At 47.7% G+C, this 19,426-nt stretch carries 15 protein-coding genes and 4 tRNA genes; 16 read left to right on the top strand and 3 right to left on the bottom strand.

From position 1 onward, the window contains the following. Positions 1-33: 33 nt before the first annotated feature. Positions 34-297 carry a hypothetical protein gene (locus ACYVB1_RS20425; RefSeq protein ID WP_460925664.1) on the top strand — a complete coding sequence of 88 codons (264 nt, stop codon included), beginning with the start codon at positions 34-36 and terminating at the stop codon, positions 295-297. A gap of 194 nt (positions 298-491) precedes the next feature. Beyond that, positions 492-1,277, top strand: coding sequence for a hypothetical protein (locus ACYVB1_RS20420; RefSeq protein ID WP_460925663.1), 786 nt, complete (start codon positions 492-494; stop codon positions 1,275-1,277). Positions 1,278-1,407: 130 nt separating this feature from the next. Here ACYVB1_RS20420 and frr read toward each other — a convergent pair whose 3' ends face one another. From frr to ACYVB1_RS20405, 3 genes are all read right to left on the bottom strand, one after another. Next, complete coding sequence (frr, locus tag ACYVB1_RS20415; RefSeq protein ID WP_460925662.1) at positions 1,408-1,971, bottom strand: ribosome recycling factor; 564 nt, start codon at positions 1,969-1,971, stop codon at positions 1,408-1,410. A 52-nt stretch (positions 1,972-2,023) separates the two neighbouring features. Next, entirely contained in the window at positions 2,024-2,809 is a 786-nt protein-coding gene (gene pyrH, locus ACYVB1_RS20410; RefSeq protein ID WP_460925661.1) for a UMP kinase, read from the bottom strand. 84 nt (positions 2,810-2,893) lie between these two features. Next, the gene (locus tag ACYVB1_RS20405; RefSeq protein WP_460925660.1) at positions 2,894-3,391 is read right to left on the bottom strand and encodes an acyl-CoA carboxylase biotin carboxyl carrier protein subunit; all 498 of its coding nucleotides are present in this window, start codon (positions 3,389-3,391) and stop codon (positions 2,894-2,896) included. Between the two features lie 85 nt (positions 3,392-3,476). Here ACYVB1_RS20405 and ACYVB1_RS20400 point away from each other — a divergent pair, with 85 nt between their 5' ends. The 14 genes from ACYVB1_RS20400 to rpoC all read left to right on the top strand — a co-directional run bounded on the left by ACYVB1_RS20400 (position 3,477) and on the right by rpoC (position 19,420). Next, the gene (locus tag ACYVB1_RS20400; RefSeq protein WP_460925659.1) at positions 3,477-6,023 is read left to right on the top strand and encodes a M1 family aminopeptidase; all 2,547 of its coding nucleotides are present in this window, start codon (positions 3,477-3,479) and stop codon (positions 6,021-6,023) included. Positions 6,024-6,174: 151 nt separating this feature from the next. After that, positions 6,175-6,257, top strand: a tRNA-Tyr gene (locus tag ACYVB1_RS20395). Between the two features lie 96 nt (positions 6,258-6,353). After that, a tRNA-Gly gene (locus ACYVB1_RS20390) sits at positions 6,354-6,426 on the top strand. A gap of 119 nt (positions 6,427-6,545) precedes the next feature. After that, positions 6,546-6,617, top strand: a tRNA-Thr gene (locus ACYVB1_RS20385). Positions 6,618-6,689: 72 nt separating this feature from the next. Continuing rightward, the gene (gene tuf, locus ACYVB1_RS20380) at positions 6,690-7,877 is read left to right on the top strand and encodes an elongation factor Tu (RefSeq protein WP_460925658.1); all 1,188 of its coding nucleotides are present in this window, start codon (positions 6,690-6,692) and stop codon (positions 7,875-7,877) included. A 110-nt stretch (positions 7,878-7,987) separates the two neighbouring features. Then, positions 7,988-8,060: transfer RNA gene (locus ACYVB1_RS20375), tRNA-Trp, on the top strand. Positions 8,061-8,088: 28 nt separating this feature from the next. Beyond that, on the top strand, positions 8,089-8,280 hold the full coding sequence (gene secE / locus ACYVB1_RS20370; protein WP_377485057.1) for a preprotein translocase subunit SecE: 192 nt from the start codon (positions 8,089-8,091) through the stop codon (positions 8,278-8,280). 9 nt (positions 8,281-8,289) lie between these two features. After that, positions 8,290-8,847 carry a transcription termination/antitermination protein NusG gene (nusG, locus tag ACYVB1_RS20365; RefSeq protein ID WP_377485059.1) on the top strand — a complete coding sequence of 186 codons (558 nt, stop codon included), beginning with the start codon at positions 8,290-8,292 and terminating at the stop codon, positions 8,845-8,847. A gap of 12 nt (positions 8,848-8,859) precedes the next feature. Next, positions 8,860-9,303: a 50S ribosomal protein L11 gene (gene rplK, locus ACYVB1_RS20360; protein ID WP_460925657.1), complete on the top strand. Its 444-nt coding sequence runs from the start codon at positions 8,860-8,862 to the stop codon at positions 9,301-9,303. Positions 9,304-9,317: 14 nt separating this feature from the next. Beyond that, positions 9,318-10,010: a 50S ribosomal protein L1 gene (rplA, locus tag ACYVB1_RS20355; RefSeq protein ID WP_460925656.1), complete on the top strand. Its 693-nt coding sequence runs from the start codon at positions 9,318-9,320 to the stop codon at positions 10,008-10,010. Between the two features lie 5 nt (positions 10,011-10,015). Further along, a complete protein-coding gene (rplJ, locus tag ACYVB1_RS20350) occupies positions 10,016-10,540 on the top strand; it encodes a 50S ribosomal protein L10 (protein WP_460925655.1) in 525 nt (174 codons plus the stop codon). A 45-nt stretch (positions 10,541-10,585) separates the two neighbouring features. After that, complete coding sequence (gene rplL / locus ACYVB1_RS20345) at positions 10,586-10,966, top strand: 50S ribosomal protein L7/L12 (protein WP_460925654.1); 381 nt, start codon at positions 10,586-10,588, stop codon at positions 10,964-10,966. Between the two features lie 160 nt (positions 10,967-11,126). After that, a complete protein-coding gene (gene rpoB / locus ACYVB1_RS20340) occupies positions 11,127-14,999 on the top strand; it encodes a DNA-directed RNA polymerase subunit beta (protein ID WP_460925653.1) in 3,873 nt (1,290 codons plus the stop codon). Positions 15,000-15,106: 107 nt separating this feature from the next. Next, positions 15,107-19,420 carry a DNA-directed RNA polymerase subunit beta' gene (gene rpoC / locus ACYVB1_RS20335; RefSeq protein WP_460925652.1) on the top strand — a complete coding sequence of 1,438 codons (4,314 nt, stop codon included), beginning with the start codon at positions 15,107-15,109 and terminating at the stop codon, positions 19,418-19,420. Positions 19,421-19,426: the final 6 nt, after the last annotated feature.

Here is a 19,426-nt window from a genome sequence, read left to right as displayed (position 1 = left end):
TATCAAAATGCCATTTTGCACGTAAACTCTAGGATGAAAAAGTATAAAGTAGTACAGGTACATTCGGCTGGAGCATTTGAAACCAGCCTGAATGAGTTAGCCCAGGCTGGCTGGAAAGTGATTGCCTCTAACATGGCAACCCTTCCGGAGGCTGCCGATGATGATTTTGTGTACTTCGCTCTCTTAGAGAGTGCGCCCATTGAAGAAGAACTGAAGCAGATGATAGAAGAAAACACAGATGAACTGGATGCGTTGGACAGCCTTGATAATGTTGATCTGAGTCCTTCTGCTAATTGAGGGGCCTGGAATTTAACTTTTAATAAAGCCTTTCTGAGTTTTCAGAGAGGCTTTATTCTTTATGAGTTCAAACGACAGAGAACTTGTTCAACTTGTTGTTAATTGTGGTGGCAAGGCTGTTATATTTAGATGCTTATACTTAGATTGCTGAACTTGTTCCATTTTGTAAAGCTGGGTAAAAGAAGATAATCCTTATGAAAAAGAATCTGCTGGTTCTCTTAAAAGCAAGTGCGCTTGCCTCTCTCATGTTATTCCAGATGTGCCAGCCTGCCGGACAGGAAGAAAACCCACCGATGGAGGGCTTTAACATGGCTGCGTCTGATCCAAAAGCGGTGCAGATAGCCGATTCTGTGATGGCAGCGCAGGGCGGGCGCAAAAACTGGGACGATACACGGTATATCTCCTGGAACTTCTTTGGGAACCGCAAGCTGCTCTGGGACAAGCAAACCGGCAACGTAAGGGTAGAGCATGTGAAGGATGATACTAAAATCCTTGTCAATATCAATACAGGAGAGGGCAGGGTATATAAAGATGGAGCTGAGGTTACGCAGCCAGACTCGCTGGCAAAATACCTGCAAAAAGGAAAAGAAGCCTGGATAAATGACTCCTACTGGCTGGTGATGCCCTATAAGCTAAAGGATTCTGGCGTTACCCTGAAACACCTGGGAGAAGAGACAACGCAGGAAGGGCAGCCGGCTGATGTGCTGCAGCTAACGTACGAGAATGTAGGGGTTACGCCCGAAAATAAATACAAGGTCTATGTAGACAAGAACACCCACCTGGTTACGCAGTGGGCTTTCTTCCGGAATGCGAATGATTCGGAGCCGGCCTTTGTGATGCCCTGGAAAGACTACCAGTCGTATGGCCAGATCAAGCTGTCAGGAGACCGGGGGCAGGCCAAAATAACGGACATCAAGGTACTGGAGGAGGTGCCCGAAAGTGCTTTTACTTCTTTTGAGCCAGTGAATTTAGAAGAGTAGTAGGAGAAAGGGTTGGCTGTTTATGCCACCATCTTAAGCTGGTTCTACTATTGTTGGGTGACAGCAAAATCAAAACGCCTTCCTGAAGCCATCAGGAAGGCGTTTTGATTTTGTTTATGCTTGTTTGGTACTAGATGGTCATAATTTCTGCTTCTTTTTTTGAGAGCAGCTCGTCCAGCTGTACAATATGTGCGTCTGTTAACTTTTGAACTCTCCCTTCGGCGTCACGCACGGCGTCTTCAGATGTGCCTTCTTTCTGTAGTTTTCTAAGTGAGTCGTTTACGTCTTTGCGGATGTTGCGGACACTGATTTTGCCATTCTCCGTCTCATTCTTCGCTTGCTTCACCAGCTCGCGGCGGCGTTCCTCTGTCAGGGCCGGGATATTCAGACGGATAGCATCAGCTTCCTGCTGCGGGTTCAGGTTCAGGTCGCTGTTTTTGATTGCTTTGTTGATTTCACCCAGCATATTCTTTTCCCAGGGCTTAATCAGCAAGGTGCGTGCATCAGGGGCAGTTACATTGGCTACCTGAGAGATAGGAGTGGGAGCACCGTAATAATCCACACGCAGGTCCTCCACCATAGCAGGGGAAGCCTTGCCAGCACGTATTTTAGTTAACTCTGAGCCGGTATGCTGGACAGCCTTGTCCATAGACTCCTCTGCTTCGCTGAGGTAAAACTGAATTTCTTCCGTCATATCTAATTAACTTAATGTAGTTCTGAAATTTTTTGGCAAAAATACTGAATTTTTATTTTTTATCAGGGTGCTGCTTCGGTTCATTCTTTCGTAGCTGCTCTGCCGTCTCTCTCAGGGAGTCCGCAATATCATCCATCGTGACCAGCGTACCTATTTCCTCACCGTCTACAAGGCGCTTCAGGTTGCCCCCTGTGTTCATGTCAAATACAATAATCGGTAGGTTATTCTCTTTGCAGAGCGTAAAGGCCGTCATGTCCATTACGTTCAGTCCTTTTTCAAATACATCCTTGAACGAGATGTTTCGGTAGAAAACGGCATTCGGATCTTTTTCAGGGTCGGCAGAGTAAATACCGTCCACACGCGTACCTTTCAGCACTACATCCGCCTCAATCTCGATGGCACGCAGTGCGGCCGCTGAATCTGTCGTGAAGTAAGGGTTGCCGGTACCGGCGCCGAAAATAACCACGCGGCCCTTTTCCAGGTGGCGTACGGCACGGCGGCGAATGTATGGCTCACATACCTGCTGGATGTTGATACCGGATAGCAGTCGGGTATAAACGCCCAGTTTCTCGAGGGCGCTCTGCAGCGCCATGCTGTTGATGACAGTGGCCAGCATACCCATATAGTCGCCCTGCACCCTGTCTAAGCCTACCTGCTCGGCCTGCACACCCCTAAAGATATTGCCACCGCCTATTACTACAGCTACTTCCACCCCGAGCCTGGAAACCTCTTTTATCTCCTGTGCATATTGCAGCAGCCTGTTAGAGTCTATTCCGTACTGTTGATCACCCATGAGGGCCTCGCCACTGAGCTTAAGCAAAATTCGTTTATACTTCACGGTATTTATCTGTATTAGTTTTAGATTCTCGCTTACATAACAAAGCGACCACCGTGGCAGCCGCTCTACTCTAGTATTGTATCTTTAGAACAGGATGAGCACCTGGTTCTTTTCCACGTTCTGTTTCTCCTCTACCTTTATTTCCTTTACCACCCCGTCGCCCGGCGACTTGAGGATGTTCTCCATTTTCATGGCCTCCAGAATCATGATAGGCTCTCCTTTCTTCACCTCCTGTCCTGGTTTCACTTTTATTTCTAAAATAAGACCGGGCATGGGCGCTTTCACATCGTTTACCTTTTTAGCATTGGCGTCGCTCATGCCCAGCTTGTCGAGCAGCAGGTCGAAGCGGTCTTTTACACGAACGGTCTGTGAAACACCGTTGATTTTAAAGGTGAAAGTCTTTTCCTCGTAGTTCGCAGAAACCAGTTCTGCCGTATACGAACGGGCGTCTTTTATGATATGGTATGTGTTGGGGCCAATAGGGGAAATGTCCCAGTTGAAGGGGGCACCATTCAGCGTCACAGTGTCATTCTTGATACCAACCTGCCATGTTTTGTCGTTAGCGGTTTTTACCTGGAGCATCTTTGTTCGTATGGTTTTGACTTTAAAGTTAGTTGATTTCTCAGAGTATTTTTAGAACTTGACATCAAAATTAAAACATTCTACCATGAATTATAGGTTTTTGAGCATTGTGGGCCTGGCTGCCGCTATGGCTTTTACAGGTGGCTGCAGTGCCAATAAAGCTGTTATAGATACAAGTACAGGTGCAGAGGCTACCGCTGAAGCTGTGGCGCCTCCAGCCGACACTGTGCCGGTGTGGGCACCTAAAAAGCATGCCTTCAACCCGTCTCGTACAAAGGTTCACGACCTGCTGCACACAAAGTTGCGCGTGCGCTTTGACTGGGAGAAGCAATACCTGAACGGGACCGCCGAGCTCCGCCTGAAGCCATACTTTTACCCGCAGGACACGCTGGTGCTCGACGCCAAAGGCATGGACATACACAGCGTAAACCTGATGAAGGGCATGGACGGCACGCCCCTGAAGTACAGTTATGACGGCCAGAAACTGACCATCAACCTGAACAAGCAGTACACCCGCAAAGAGGAGTACGTGGTGGAGATTAACTATACGGCCAAGCCGAATGAACTGCCGGCAGGAGGTAGCGATGCCATCACATCAGACAAGGGCTTGTACTTCATAAACCCGCTGGGTGCCGAACCTAACAAGCCCAAGCAAATCTGGACGCAGGGCGAAACGGAAGCGAACTCAGCCTGGTTCCCGACAATTGACTCACCGAACGAGCGCGCTACCCAGGAAATCTATATCACAGTAGACCCAAAGTACATCACCCTCTCTAACGGTGAGTTTGTGTACTCGCGCCAGAACGCCGATGGTACCCGGACAGACTACTGGAAGCAGGACCTGCCGCATGCTCCTTATTTAGCTATGATGACGGTTGGCGAGTTTGCCGTGGTGAAAGATAAGTGGCGCGGCAAAGAAGTGAATTACTACGTGGAGCCGGAGTTTAAGGGCACAGCAAAGAAGATATTTGGCAATACGCCGGAGATGATGGAATTCTTCTCCACTAAACTGGGAGTAGAGTATCCGTGGGCAAAGTACTCCCAGATAGTTGTACGGGACTATGTTTCAGGGGCAATGGAAAACACCTCGGCTTCTATCTTCATGGAGGCGCTGCAACTGAATGAGCGCGAGCTGCTGGACAAGAACTGGGATGGCATTATTGCGCATGAGCTGTTTCACCAGTGGTTTGGCGACTATGTAACAACAGAATCCTGGGCTAACCTGCCGCTGAACGAGGCTTTTGCCAATTACTCAGAATATTTATGGGCTGAGCATAAGTTCGGGAAAGACGAAGCCGCTTACCTGCAGATGGATGAGTTAAGCCAGTACCTGGACGAGGCGGAGACAAAGCGGGAGCCCATCATCCGCTACCATTACAAAGACAGGGAAGACATGTTCGACAGTCACTCCTATGCCAAGGGAGGACGGGTGCTGCACATGCTCCGCAAGGAGGTGGGTGATGAGGCCTGGTGGGCTTCGCTGAACCGTTACCTTACGCAGAACAAGTTCTCAGACGTGGAGGTGGCAGAGCTGCGAATGGCTTTCGAGGACGTGACAGGTAGAGACCTGATGTGGTTCTTTGACCAGTGGTTTATGCAGCCCGGCCACCCGGAGCTGAGAGTAGAGGATAGCTACCAGAACGGGCAACTAAGCCTGCAGGTAACGCAAACACAGGATACGGCTTATGCACCGATATACAGGCTGCCCCTGCAGGTAGCTGTTTGGGTTGGAGGTAAAAAAACTGTTTATCCGGTTACCATAAACAAAGCGCAGCAAACCTTCACCTTTAATGTGCCAACGGAACCGCAGTTTGTGCTTTTTGATGCAGAGCAGCAGCTGTTAGGGGTGGTAAACCATGAGAAATCAGAGCAGGAGCTGGTGTACCAGTTTCAGAATGCCCAGCAGCTGGGACCCAAGCTGGAAGCACTGGTGAAGCTTGAAGAAAGTATGCAGAAGCCGGAAGTCCTGCAAATGTACCAGACCGCTCTTAAAGATAACTACTGGCGCGTACGTAGCGCAGCTATTAACAGCCTGAGCAACCTAGAGCCGGAACAGGCAGCAGCGGTTGAAAGTACTATCAGGCAGATGGCACTACAGGATAAAAAGGGGCAAGTAAGGGCAGATGCGGTACTGGCACTTGCAGGCTGGAGCGGCGAAAAGCACAAGCAGGTGTACGAACAGGCCATGCAGGATAGCTCTTACCTGGCAGCAGCAGCAGGTATACTGGCGTATGCCGGCACCGGTGCAGCGGATACAAAACAACGGCTGGCAGCTTTCGAGAAAGAAAAAAATGAAGACATTGTGTTGGCACTGGCTTCGTTTTATGCCGTGCAGGGAGGCCCGGAAAAGTATGATTGGTTTATGCAAAAGGTAAAGCAGGCGAACGGAGCACAGCTTTATTATTTATTGCAGAGCCTGGGTGCGTACTTAGCCGTGAACAGCGAGGCCAACACACCAGAGGCAATAACACTTCTGGGAAATCTGGCACAGAGCCACTCCCAGTACTATGTGCGTGCCGCTGCTTATCAGGCACTTATGGTGATGTCGGACAGGGCAGAGGTGCAGGAACTGTTGCAGCAAATACGCCAGAACGAGAAGGATGAGCGCCTTTTGCAGATGTACGGCAGCTAGGGGGTGGAAAAAATAATTCGCAATTATTTTCGATATTATTTGACTTGAAAGAAAAAGCGCTTAATTTTGCATCTCCTTAGAACAAGCAAGGCATCTTAAAGATATCATCTAAGGAAAAAGTTTTGCTGATTTATTGTTGATTAGTGAAATCGGGGAGATTCCAGAGCGGCCAAATGGGACGGACTGTAACTCCGTTGTAGTGATACTTCGCAGGTTCGAATCCTGCTCTCCCCACAACTAATTTTGAATAACTGAATGAGTGAGTAACTGAATCTGACTTTGTTCTTTTTATTCAATCATTCAAAATTAGGTCATTCAAAATTAAAATAAGCGGGAGTAGCTCAGTTGGTAGAGCGATAGCCTTCCAAGCTATAGGCCGCGAGTTCGACCCTCGTCTCCCGCTCATTTAAGTTATAGGTAATACGACTTATTAATTTACGGATTAACTGGAGAAGGAAATTCATGCAGATGAGCTTCCTTTTTACTGTAAATAGGGTTGTAATATTCTGGATGAACTTAGAAGCCGACGTAGCTCAGGGGTAGAGTGCTTCCTTGGTAAGGAAGAGGTCGTGGGTTCAATTCCCATCGTTGGCTCAAAGTCCGTTACGTGTAATTAAAAAGCGCGACATAAACTTAAACGTTTTAACCTTAATTTAATATCATACAATGGCTAAAGAAACATTTGACCGTTCCAAACCGCACGTAAATATCGGTACTATTGGTCACGTTGACCACGGCAAAACTACTTTGACTGCCGCTATCACTACAGTGTTGGCTAACAAAGGTCTTGCTAAGCTTCGTGACTTCTCTTCAATTGACAACGCTCCTGAAGAAAAAGAAAGAGGTATTACTATCAATACATCACACGTAGAATACGCAACTGAAAACCGTCACTATGCACACGTTGACTGCCCAGGTCACGCTGACTACGTGAAGAACATGGTTACAGGTGCTGCCCAGATGGACGGTGCTATCCTTGTGGTTGCTGCTACTGATGGTCCTATGCCACAAACTCGTGAGCACATCCTTCTTGCCCGTCAGGTAGGTGTACCTCAGCTGGTAGTGTTCATGAACAAAGTGGACATGGTGGATGACCCAGAGCTTCTTGAGCTAGTTGAAATGGAAATCCGCGAACTGCTTTCTTTCTATGAGTTCGATGGCGATAACATTCCAGTTATTCAGGGTTCTGCTCTTGGTGGCCTGAATGGCGATGCCAAGTGGGTTGCTACAATCGAAGAACTGATGGCTGCTGTTGACTCTTGGATTCCGCTTCCAGAGCGTCTTGTTGACCTTCCGTTCCTGATGCCAGTTGAAGACGTGTTCTCCATCACTGGTCGTGGTACTGTGGCTACTGGCCGTATCGAGCGTGGTGTAATCAACTCTGGTGAGCAGGTTGACATCCTGGGTATGGGTGCTGAAGGCTTGAAGTCTACAGTTACTGGTGTGGAAATGTTCCGTAAGATCCTTGACAGAGGTGAAGCTGGTGACAACGTAGGTCTTCTTCTTCGTGGTATAGAGAAAACTGATATCCGTCGTGGTATGGTTATCTGTAAGCCAGGTTCAGTGAAGCCGCACCAGGAGTTCAAAGCTGAGGTTTACGTTCTTTCTAAAGAAGAAGGTGGGCGTCACACGCCATTCTTCAACAGATACCGTCCACAGTTCTACCTGAGAACAACAGACGTTACTGGCGAGATCAAACTTCCTGAAGGAGTAGAAATGGTTATGCCAGGTGACAACATCACAATCACTGTGTCGTTGATCAACAAGGTAGCCATGGAAAAAGGTCTGCGTTTCGCTATCCGTGAGGGTGGTAGAACAGTAGGTGCCGGTCAGGTAACTGAAATCCTTGACTAATAATATGTTTCAAACCCGTTCTTGGAAAGATTTTTTAAGAACGGGTTTGATTTCATAAATAAAATGAATAAATTTGCACTCCATTTGAAAAAAGTGGCGTGCATTTTTTTACGGGTGTAGCTCAATTGGTAGAGTAGTGGTCTCCAAAACCATTGGCTGGGAGTTCGAGTCTCTCCACCCGTGCAATTTTTAATCTCAGTATAGCCAAGCGATGAGCAAAGTAACAACCTATATAAACGAAACAGTTGAGGAGATGAGAGACAGAGTCTCTTGGCCAACTTATTCAGAATTACAAAGGAGTTCTGTATTAGTGTTGATAGGTTCTTTGATATTTGCTCTCGTAGTCGGTGCCATGGACTTTGTATTTGATTCAGGGCTGACGTGGTTCTACAACCAGTTTTAAATTAGGAATATGGCTGATTTAAAGTGGTACGTAGTACGTGCAGTAAGTGGCCAGGAGAAAAAAGCGAAAGCTTACCTGGAGCATGAGATAATGAGACAGGGCCTCGAGGAGTATGTGCCGCAGGTGCTGATACCGGCGGAGAAAGTATACGAGATGCGGGGCGGCAAGAAAAGAATCAGGGAGCGTAGCTTCTTTCCGGGATATGTCCTGATTCATGCAGACTTGTCTCATGGTGAAGCAGAACATATTATCATCAGCACACCGGGTGTTATTGGCTTCCTTGGTGCTAACGATGGTTCTGCCACAAAGAAAGCGGTTCCGTTGCGCCAGTCAGAGGTAAACAGGATTCTGGGTACTGTAGACGAAGCAGAAGAGCAGGCAGAAGTACTGGACACGCCGTTTGTAGTTGGAGAGATAGTGAAAGTGATGGATGGTCCTTTCAGCGGATTCTCAGGTACAGTGGAAGAAGTGTTTGAAGAGCGTAAGAAGCTGAACGTAATGGTGAAAATCTTCGGAAGAAACACCCCGGTTGAGCTGAATTACATGCAAGTAGAAAAAGAATCGTAGTAAAATTATATAATGGCAAAGGAAATTAAAGGTTACCTGAAACTTCAGGTAAAGGGAGGTGCCGCGAACCCATCGCCACCGATTGGACCTGCACTTGGTTCTAAAGGTCTTAACATCATGGAGTTCTGTAAGCAGTTCAATGCTAGAACTCAGGATAAGCCTGGACAAGTGTTACCAGTACTGATTACAATCTATGCAGACAAGTCTTTTGACTTCGTTATCAAAACGCCTCCTGCTCCGGTATTGTTGTTAGATGCTGCTAAACTTAAGGGCGGTTCAAAAGAGCCGAACAGAAACAAGGTAGGATCTGTAACATGGGATCAGATCAGAGAAATTGCAGAAACAAAAATGCCTGATTTAAATGCATTCAAAGTGGAAGCCGCTATGAAACAAGTAGCCGGTACAGCTAGAAGCATGGGTATCACAGTTTCTGGTAATGCTCCGTGGAACGAATAACAAGTTAAAGGAAAATGGCAAAGATTTCAAAAAAGAGGAAAGCTGCTTTAGAAAAAGCTGACCTTACAAAAGAGTATTCTTTAGCAGATGCCGCTTCAGTAGTAAAGGACATTACCTTCACCAAGTTTGACGCCTCTGTTGATATAGATGTGCGCTTAGGAGTTGACCCTCGTAAGGCAGACCAAATGGTACGTGGTATTGTTACATTGCCACACGGTACAGGTAAAGATGTAAAAGTGTTGGCTCTGGTTACTCCTGACAAAGAGCAGGAAGCAAAAGACGCTGGTGCAGACTACGTAGGTCTGGATGATTATATCCAGAAAATCGAAAAAGGCTGGACAGACGTTGATGTTATCATCACCATGCCTGCTGTAATGGCGAAAGTAGGTCGTTTAGGTAGAATCCTAGGACCACGTAACCTGATGCCAAACCCAAAATCAGGTACTGTAACGCAGGATGTTGCGAAAGCGGTAAAAGAAGTAAAAGCCGGTAAAATCGACTTCAAAGTAGATAAATTCGGAATTATCCACACCAGTGTAGGAAAGTCTTCTTTCTCTGCCGAACAACTTGCTGCTAACGCACACGAAGTGATTCAGACACTGAACCGTTTGAAGCCAGCTTCTGCAAAGGGCACCTACATCAAGAGCATCACCATGTCTAGCACGATGAGCCCTGCCGTAACCGTAGACAAGAACTCAGCTATCTAAGAAAAATGACCAGGGAAGAAAAAGAGATAATCGTAAATGAACTGAGTGAGAAGTTCGCGAACACGAACTACTTCTATATCACAGATGCTTCTACCATGAGTGTAGCCAGCATCAACCAGTTCAGGAGAATGTGCTTTGACCGCGGTCTGGAGTACAAAGTATATAAAAATTCACTAATCCAGAAAGCTCTAGATACTTTAGAGGCTGATACAACCGCACTTGAGGGTGTTTTGAAAGGCGCTTCCGGTATCCTGTTCTCAGCTGAGTCAGGCAATGCCCCTGCTAAACTCCTGAAAGACTTCAGAAAGAAAGGCAACCCGCTTCCACTTCTGAAAGGTGCTTACATTGATGCCGGCCTTTTCATTGGCGACGAGCAGCTGGACGCACTGACACAGATTAAGTCTAAGGATGAACTCATCGGTGATGTTATCAGTTTACTACAGTCTCCTGCGAAGAACGTTGTTTCTGCGCTTCAGAGCAGTGGTGGTAAATTGGCCGGTATCCTGAAAACTTTATCGGAAAAAGAATAATCTATAAAAAACGTAATCAATAAGTAACTTTAATTTTCAATAAAAATGGCAGATTTAAAAGCATTCGCTGAGCAGTTAGTAAACTTAACTGTTAAGGAAGTTAGTGAACTAGCTACAATTCTGAAGGATGAGTACGGTATCGAGCCAGCTGCTGCAGCCCCAGTAATGGTAGCAGGTGGTGGTGGTGCTGAAGCAGGAGCCGCTGCAGAAGAAAAAACTTCTTTTGACGTAATCCTGAAGTCAGCAGGTGCATCTAAATTAGCAGTTGTAAAACTGGTAAAAGAGTTAACTGGTCTTGGTCTGAAAGAGGCGAAAGAATTAGTTGATGGCGCTCCTAAAGCACTTAAAGAAGGTGTAGCGAAAGACGAGGCTGACTCACTGAAGAAATCTTTGGAAGAAGCTGGTGCTGAAGTGGAGGTTAAATAATCCCACTATATCAACATACCGATAACAGGTAGACCTGACAAAAGTGTCAGGTCTTTTCCTGTTTGTAGATGGATTCAAGTTTTCTTGAATCCTTTTTTGCCCACAGTTGTTTTGGACTCTGTGTGTGTATTTCTTTTTAATAAACTAAATTCCAAAAGCTTTGGCTAACAATAGAACGACAGAGCGAATTAATTTCGCCTCTATTAATCCGGTCATTGACTACCCTGACTTCCTAGATGTTCAGCTGCAGTCATTTCAGGACTTCTTTCAGTTGGAAACCCCGGCAGAGAATAGGGCTCAGGAAGGTTTGTTCAAGGTTTTTGCCGAGAACTTCCCGATATCAGATTCGAGAGAAAACTTCGTACTGGAGTTTATCGACTATCATATAGATCCTCCCAAATACTCTGTTGATGAAAGTATTGACAGAGGCCTGACTTACTCTGTACCACTTAAAGCAAAGCTTCGCCTTATCTGCAACGATGAGGATAACGAAGACTTCGAAACAATCGAGCAGGAAGTGTTCCTGGGTAATATCCCATACATGACCGAGAAAGGTTCTTTCGTGATTAATGGTGCTGAGCGTGTCATTGTATCGCAGCTTCACAGATCACCAGGTGTGTTCTTTGCGCAAAGCAAGCACACCAACGGAACGAAGCTTTATTCTGCCAGAATCATTCCTTTCAAAGGATCTTGGGTGGAGTTTGCGACAGACGTGAACAACGTGATGTACGCTTACATCGACCGAAAGAAGAAGTTCCCGGTTACAACCCTGCTGCGTGCTATCGGTTATGGTACTGACAAGGACATCCTGGATCTGTTCGGCCTTTCTGAGGAAGTACCGGCAGATAAGAACTCCCTGAAGAACGCTGTGGGAAGAAGACTGGCTGCACGTGTTTTAAGAACATGGACGGAGGACTTCGTTGATGAGGATACAGGTGAGGTAGTATCGATTGACCGTAACGAAGTAATTCTGGAGCGCGACTCTGAACTTACTCCGGAAGACATCGATATCATTGTTGACTCAGGTGTAAAATCAATTATCCTGCACCGCGAGAATGTAAACATCGCAGATTATGCGATTATATATAACACGCTTCAGAAAGACAACTCGAACTCTGAGCAGGAAGCAGTAGAGCAAATCTACCGCCAGCTGCGTAACACAGAGGCTCCAGACGTTGAAACTGCGCGTGACATTATCCAGAAGCTGTTCTTCTCAGACAAGCGTTATGACCTGGGCGAAGTTGGTCGTTACAGAATCAATAAGAAGCTTGGTCTTGACACAAACTGGGAAGCGAAAGTACTCACAAACGAGGACATCGTACTCATCGTGAAGTACCTGATTGGTTTGATCAACTCTAAAGCGGTGGTGGATGACATTGACCACCTGAGCAACCGCCGTGTAAGAACGGTAGGCGAGCAGCTTTACGCACAGTTCGGTGTTGGTCTGGCCCGTATGGCCCGTACCATCAAAGAGCGTATGAACGTGCGCGACAACGAAGACTTCAAGCCTGTTGACCTTATCAACGCGCGTACCTTGTCTTCTGTGATCAACTCGTTCTTCGGAACAAACCAGCTGTCTCAGTTCATGGACCAGACGAACCCGCTGGCTGAAGTGACGCACAAGCGTCGTGTATCAGCACTGGGACCAGGCGGTCTGTCAAGAGAGCGTGCCGGTTTCGAAGTACGTGACGTTCACTACACGCACTACGGCCGTCTATGTACCATTGAAACACCGGAAGGTCCGAACATTGGTCTGATTTCTTCCCTGTGCGTGCACGCCCGCGTGAACCACATGGGCTTTATCGAAACACCTTACCGTAAGGTGGTAGAAGGTAAAGTAGTTGTAGATGGCTCTGTAGAGTACCTGACAGCTGAGGAAGAAGACACGCACCACATCGCACAGGCAAATGCCGTGATTGATGAGGGCGGTAACTTCGTGAACCCAACCGTGAAAGGACGTTTTGAAGGTGACTTCCCTGTGGAAGCTCCTGAGACATATTCTTATATGGACGTTGCGCCGAACCAGATTGTATCGGTAGCGGCATCTATGATTCCGTTCCTGGAGCATGATGACGCCAACCGTGCCCTGATGGGTTCGAACATGCAGCGCCAGGCAGTGCCATTGTTGAAGCCTGAGGCTCCGATCGTAGGTACTGGTCTGGAAAGAAGAGCAGCCATCGACTCCAGAGCCCTGGTTATTGCAGAAGGTGACGGCGTAATCGACTATGTTGACTCTACCAAAATTGTAGTGAAGTACGACCTGAGCGAAGAAGAAAAGCTTGTTTCTTTCGACGCAGAGTATGTTACTTACAACATGGTGAAGTTCAGAAGAACGAACCAGGATACCTGTATCAACCTGTCTCCGATTGTGAGAAAAGGGGACCGTGTAACCAAAGGTGAGCCTCTTTGCGAGGGATATGCTACCAACAACGGAGAACTGGCTATCGGACGTAACATGCAGGTGGCTTTCATGCCATGGCAGGGTTACAACTTTGAGGATGCTATCGTAATCTCTGAGAAGGTAGTGCGTGATGATATTTTCACGTCTATCCACATTGAGGAGTTCGAACTGGAGGTTCGTGAGACGAAGCGTGGTGAGGAAGAATTAACTTCTGAAATCCCGAACGTAAGCGAGGAAGCGGTAAGAAACCTGGATGAAAACGGTATCATCCGTATCGGTGCGGAAGTACGTGAAGGAGATATCCTGATCGGTAAAATCACGCCGAAAGGAGAGACAGACCCAACACCAGAAGAGAAACTGCTACGTGCCATCTTCGGTGACAAAGCCGGTGATGTGAAAGATGCATCGCTTAAAGCGCCGCCATCACTGAATGGTGTGGTCATCGAGACAAAGCTGTTCTCTCGTCCTAAGAAAGACAAGAACCTGCGTGCCAAGTCTAAGAAAGAGGTTGAAGAGCTGAAGGTAAAATACAGCAAAGAGCTGACCAGCATCAAAAATGTGATGGCTGACAAGCTTGTTGCTTTACTGGAAGGCAAAACATCTCAGGGTATCAGACATAAATTCGGTGATGAAATCCTGACAAAAGGATCGAAGTTCTCCAGAAAGAACATCATCGAAGCGCTGTTCCCGGAGAAAAACCCTTACAAGGACGAAAGCAATTATGCGGTTCCGGAAGAGGTTAACATGTTCAAGGATCTGATCCTGGAGAACTGGACTACCGACGAGAAAACGAACGCTATGCTGGTGGAGCTTGTTAAGAACTACAACAAGCGCAGAAACATCACTTCCGCACACTTCAAGCGTGAGCGTTTCACACTGGAGGTAGGAGATGAGTTACCGGCAGGTATCGTGCAGCTAGCCAAAGTGTACATCGCCAAGAAGCGTAAGCTGAAAGTGGGTGATAAGATGGCGGGACGTCACGGTAACAAAGGTGTGGTGGCAAGAATCGTTCGTGAGGAGGACATGCCGTTCTTAGAAGACGGAACTCCAATGGACATCGTGCTGAACCCGCTGGGTGTACCTTCAAGGATGAACATCGGCCAGATATACGAGACTGTACTTGGATGGGCAGGTCTTAAATTGGGTAGAAAATATGCTACACCGATTTTCGACGGTGCCTCTGAAGAACAGGTTCAGGCAGAATTAGCAGAGGCGGGTCTTCCAAGCTTTGGCCGAACCTACCTGTATGATGGCCTGAGCGGCGACCGTTTTGACCAGCCGGTAACAGTAGGTGTGATTTACATGCTGAAACTGGGTCACCTGGTGGACGACAAGATGCACGCTCGTTCTATCGGACCATACTCGCTTATTACGCAGCAGCCATTGGGTGGTAAAGCCCAGTTCGGTGGTCAGCGTTTCGGTGAGATGGAGGTGTGGGCGTTGGAGGCCTTCGGTGCTTCAAACGTGCTGCAGGAAATACTTACAGTGAAATCAGATGACGTGATTGGCCGTGCGAAAGCCTATGAGGCAATCGTAAAAGGCGACGTGTTGCCGAAACCAAATATCCCTGAATCATTCAACGTACTGATTCATGAGTTAAGAGGTCTGGCACTGGAGATTACGTTAGAATAACAAATAAAAAGCTAAGCGCTGAGGCTAAGTCCAAAGCGCTTAGCTTGTATTTGGACCGATTTTAGCTGTAAAGCCAATTCATTGTATCGACATTATTATTATATAATATGGCATTTGCGAAAAACAAAAAGCTTTCTCAGGATTTCTCTAAAGTAACGATCAGCCTGGCTTCACCAGAATCCATCCTGGAGCGTTCCAACGGGGAAGTAACAAAGCCTGAGACCATAAATTATAGAACTTACAAGCCTGAAATGGGTGGTCTATTCTGCGAAAGAATATTCGGACCTGTAAAGGATTGGGAATGCCACTGCGGAAAGTATAAGAGAATCAGATATAAGGGCATCATCTGCGACCGTTGCGGTGTAGAGGTGACTGAGAAAAAAGTGCGCCGCGAGCGCATGGGCCACATCGAGCTGGTAGTTCCGGTGGCACATATCTGGTACTTCAAATCGCTTCCGAATAAAATCGGATATCTGTTAGGCTTGCCAACCAAGAAGCTTGACCAGATTATCTATTACGAAAGATATGCAGTAATCCAGCCGGGTATCCTGGCAGAAGACGGTGTGAACACACTGGACTTCCTGACGGAGGATGAGTACCTGGATATGGTAGACAAACTTCCGCGTGAGAACCAGGCGTTAGATAACAACGACCCGAACAAGTTCATCGCGAAGATGGGAGCTGAGGCGCTGCAAATGCTGTTAGAGCGCACCAACCTGGATGATTTGTCTTACGAGCTGCGTCACGCTGCTGCACACGAAACTTCTCAGCAACGTAAAGCAGATGCCTTAAAGCGCCTGCGTGTTGTAGAGGCTTTCCGTGATGCCGCTACCCGCATCGAAAACAGACCAGAGTGGATGGTCATCCGCATGGTGCCTGTTATTCCGCCAGAGCTTCGCCCATTGGTTCCGTTGGATGGTGGCCGTTTCGCCACTTCTGACTTGAACGACCTGTACAGACGCGTGATTATCCGTAACAACCGTCTGAAGCGTCTTATCGAGATCAAGGCTCCTGAGGTAATCCTCCGTAACGAGAAGCGCATGCTGCAGGAAGCGGTAGACTCCCTGTTCGACAACTCACGTAAAGTGAACGCTGTTCGTGCAGAAGGTAACCGTGCGCTGAAGTCGCTTTCTGACATGCTGAAAGGTAAGCAGGGACGTTTCCGTCAGAACTTGCTTGGTAAGCGTGTGGACTACTCTGGCCGTTCGGTAATCGTGGTTGGTCCTGAACTGAAGCTGCACGAGTGCGGTCTGCCTAAAAACATGGCAGCTGAGCTCTTCAAGCCGTTCATCATCCGCAAGCTGATCGAAAGAGGTATTGTGAAGACGGTGAAGTCTGCGAAGAAAATCGTTGACCGTAAGGACCCTGTTGTTTGGGATATCCTGGAGAATGTGCTGAAAGGCCATCCGGTACTCCTTAACCGTGCTCCTACGCTCCACAGATTAGGTATCCAAGCATTCCAGCCGAAACTGATCGAAGGAAAGGCGATTCAGCTGCACCCACTGGTGTGTACGGCCTTCAACGCCGACTTTGACGGTGACCAGATGGCGGTGCACGTTCCACTAGGACCTGCTGCTGTACTGGAAGCCTCTATGCTGATGCTGGCGTCGCACAACATCCTGAACCCTGCCAACGGTGCTCCAATTGCAGTACCTTCTCAGGACATGGTACTTGGTTTATACTATGTATCAAAAGGAAAGCGTACGACTGAAAATGAAGTGATCCCAGGTGAAGGAATGAGCTTCTACTCTCCGGAGGAAGTCATCATCGCCATCAACGAAGGTCGTCTTTCGAAGCAGGCATACATTAAAGTAAGAACAACTGTTAAAAACGAGCAAGGCGAACTGGTTAAGAAAACAATCGAAACCGTTGCCGGCCGTGTTATATTCAACCAGTTTGTACCGGAAGAAGTGGGGTACATCGATGAACTGCTAACGAAGAAGAAACTGCAGCAGATCATCTCCCGCGTATTCAAGGAAACAGGTATGGCGCGTACAGCTCAGTTCCTGGACGATATCAAAACCCTTGGATTCCAGTCTGCCTATAAAGGCGGTCTGTCAATGGGTCTGGGTGATATCCAAATCCCGGCTGAGAAAGACATACTGGTAGCGCAGGCCAAGAAGGATGTGGATGCTGTATGGCAGAACTACTCCATGGGTCTGATTACAGACAACGAGCGTTACAACCAGGTGATCGATATCTGGACACGTATCAACAACCAGATCACGGAAACGTTGATGCGACGTCTGGAGAACGACGATCAGGGCTTTAACTCTATCTTCATGATGATGCACTCCGGAGCCCGTGGTTCAAGAGAGCAGATCCGTCAGTTAGGTGGTATGCGAGGTCTGATGGCAAAGCCTCAGAAGTCACTTCAGGGTTCTGTGGGTGAAATTATCGAAAACCCAATCCTTTCCAACTTTAAGGAAGGTCTGGATGTAATCGAGTACTTCATCTCTACACACGGTGCCCGTAAAGGTCTTGCGGATACGGCCCTTAAAACAGCCGATGCCGGTTACCTGACACGACGTCTGGTAGACGTGTCGCAGGACGTGATTGTAAACGAGGAAGACTGCGGTACGCTGAGAGGTCTGGAAGTAAGTGCACTGAAAGACAACGAAGATATCGTGGAGTCTCTGTCAGAGCGTATTCTGGGCCGTGTACTGGTGCATGATGTGTATGACCCAATCACAAACGACCTGATAGCTGAGTCTGGCTCGGAAATAACAGAGGAAATTGCACGAGCTGTAGAAGCCACTGCCATCGAGACTGTTGAAATCCGCTCTGTTTTGACTTGCGAGTCGAAGCGCGGTATCTGCGCGAAGTGCTACGGCCGTAACCTGGCAACAGGATTTATGGTGCAGAAAGGTGAGGCTGTAGGTGTAATTGCCGCACAGTCCATCGGTGAGCCGGGTACACAGCTGACACTCCGTACCTTCCACGTGGGTGGTACTGCGTCTAACATTGCGGTAGATGCTACTATCCTGGCGAAGTTCGGCGGTAAGATTGAATACGAAGATGTACGCTCGCTGGAGACAGTGAACAATGAAGGGGAGCCGGTAAGAGTAGTAATGGGTCGTTCAGGCGAGGTTAAAGTCGTGGATCCGAACACTGGCAAACTATTGATCAGCAACCACGTGCCTTACGGTTCATTCCTGCATGTGGAAGACGGTCAGATCATTGAGAAAGGCGCACAAATCTGTAACTGGGATCCATACAACGCGGTTATCTTGTCCGAATTCGACGGTGAAATCACTTATGAGTCCATCATTGAGGGTATCACCTACCGTGAGGAGTCGGATGAGCAGACAGGTTATCGTGAGAAAGTGATCATCGATACAAAAGATAAAACGCAGAACCCTGCTATTGTGGTGAATCCGAAGAATGGCGAGCCGAAGGGCTATAACATTCCGGTAGGAGCGCACTTAACGGTAGAGAACGGCGAGAAGATCAAAGCCGGTCAAATCCTGGTGAAGATTCCTCGCGCGATAGGTAAGACACGTGACATCACGGGTGGTCTGCCACGTGTGACAGAATTATTCGAAGCGCGTAACCCATCTAACCCGGCCGTTGTGTCTGAAATTGATGGTGTGGTAACCTATGGTAGCGTGAAGCGTGGTAACCGTGAAATCTACATCGAGTCGAAAGACGGAGTGAAGAAGAAGTACATGGTGCCGCTTTCCAAGCACATCCTGGTGCAGGACAATGACTTCGTACGTGCGGGTATGCCGTTGTCAGATGGTGCTATCACACCGTCCGACATTCTGAATATTCAGGGTCCGGGTGCCGTTCAGGAATACCTGGTGAATGAGATTCAGGAAGTATACCGTCTGCAGGGTGTGAAGATCAACGACAAGCACATTGAGGTGGTAGTACGCCAGATGATGCAGAAAGTGATTGTAGTGGATGCAGGTGATACAAGCTTCCTGGAAAACCAGGTAGTGGACAAAATCACCTTCATGGAAGAGAACGACCGCATCATCGACATGAAAGTGGTTGAAGATGCCGGTGACTCTGTGAACCTGAAGCCAGGCCAGATTGTAACCGCCAGAAGGCTCCGTGATGAGAACTCCAGCCTGAAGCGTCGTGATATGAAACTGGTGACAGTGCGTGATGCATCTCCAGCCGTGTCAAGACCAACATTGCAGGGTATCACACAGGCTTCATTGGGTACGCAAAGCTTTATCTCAGCGGCATCGTTCCAGGAAACAACAAAAGTTCTGAGCGAGGCGGCAATCAAAGGTAAAGCTGATGAACTGCTTGGTCTGAAAGAAAACGTGATTGTAGGTCACCTGATTCCTGCAGGTACAGGTCTGAGAGAATATCAGAAACTGATTGTAGGAAGCAAGGATGAGTACGAAGCATTGGTAGAGTCTAAGAAGGCCACTACCAAAAGACAGCAAGAATTACAGAAAAGATAGTTGAGC

This window comes from Pontibacter brevis (assembly GCF_054779655.1).
This window is presented reverse-complemented; position numbering and strand designations above follow the sequence as displayed.

What these genes read in the sequence shown, in the direction of transcription:
- ACYVB1_RS20425 (WP_460925664.1), top strand. Translation starts at nt 34, where the DNA reads ATGAAAAAGTATAAAGTAGTACAGGTACATTCGGCTGGAGCATTTGAA.
- ACYVB1_RS20420 (WP_460925663.1), top strand. Translation starts at nt 492, where the DNA reads ATGAAAAAGAATCTGCTGGTTCTCTTAAAAGCAAGTGCGCTTGCCTCT.
- frr (WP_460925662.1), bottom strand. Translation starts at nt 1,971, where the DNA reads ATGACGGAAGAAATTCAGTTTTACCTCAGCGAAGCAGAGGAGTCTATG.
- ACYVB1_RS20405 (WP_460925660.1), bottom strand. Translation starts at nt 3,391, where the DNA reads ATGCTCCAGGTAAAAACCGCTAACGACAAAACATGGCAGGTTGGTATC.
- ACYVB1_RS20400 (WP_460925659.1), top strand. Translation starts at nt 3,477, where the DNA reads ATGAATTATAGGTTTTTGAGCATTGTGGGCCTGGCTGCCGCTATGGCT.
- tuf (WP_460925658.1), top strand. Translation starts at nt 6,690, where the DNA reads ATGGCTAAAGAAACATTTGACCGTTCCAAACCGCACGTAAATATCGGT.
- secE (WP_377485057.1), top strand. Translation starts at nt 8,089, where the DNA reads ATGAGCAAAGTAACAACCTATATAAACGAAACAGTTGAGGAGATGAGA.
- nusG (WP_377485059.1), top strand. Translation starts at nt 8,290, where the DNA reads ATGGCTGATTTAAAGTGGTACGTAGTACGTGCAGTAAGTGGCCAGGAG.
- rplK (WP_460925657.1), top strand. Translation starts at nt 8,860, where the DNA reads ATGGCAAAGGAAATTAAAGGTTACCTGAAACTTCAGGTAAAGGGAGGT.
- rplA (WP_460925656.1), top strand. Translation starts at nt 9,318, where the DNA reads ATGGCAAAGATTTCAAAAAAGAGGAAAGCTGCTTTAGAAAAAGCTGAC.
- rplJ (WP_460925655.1), top strand. Translation starts at nt 10,016, where the DNA reads ATGACCAGGGAAGAAAAAGAGATAATCGTAAATGAACTGAGTGAGAAG.
- rplL (WP_460925654.1), top strand. Translation starts at nt 10,586, where the DNA reads ATGGCAGATTTAAAAGCATTCGCTGAGCAGTTAGTAAACTTAACTGTT.
- rpoC (WP_460925652.1), top strand. Translation starts at nt 15,107, where the DNA reads ATGGCATTTGCGAAAAACAAAAAGCTTTCTCAGGATTTCTCTAAAGTA.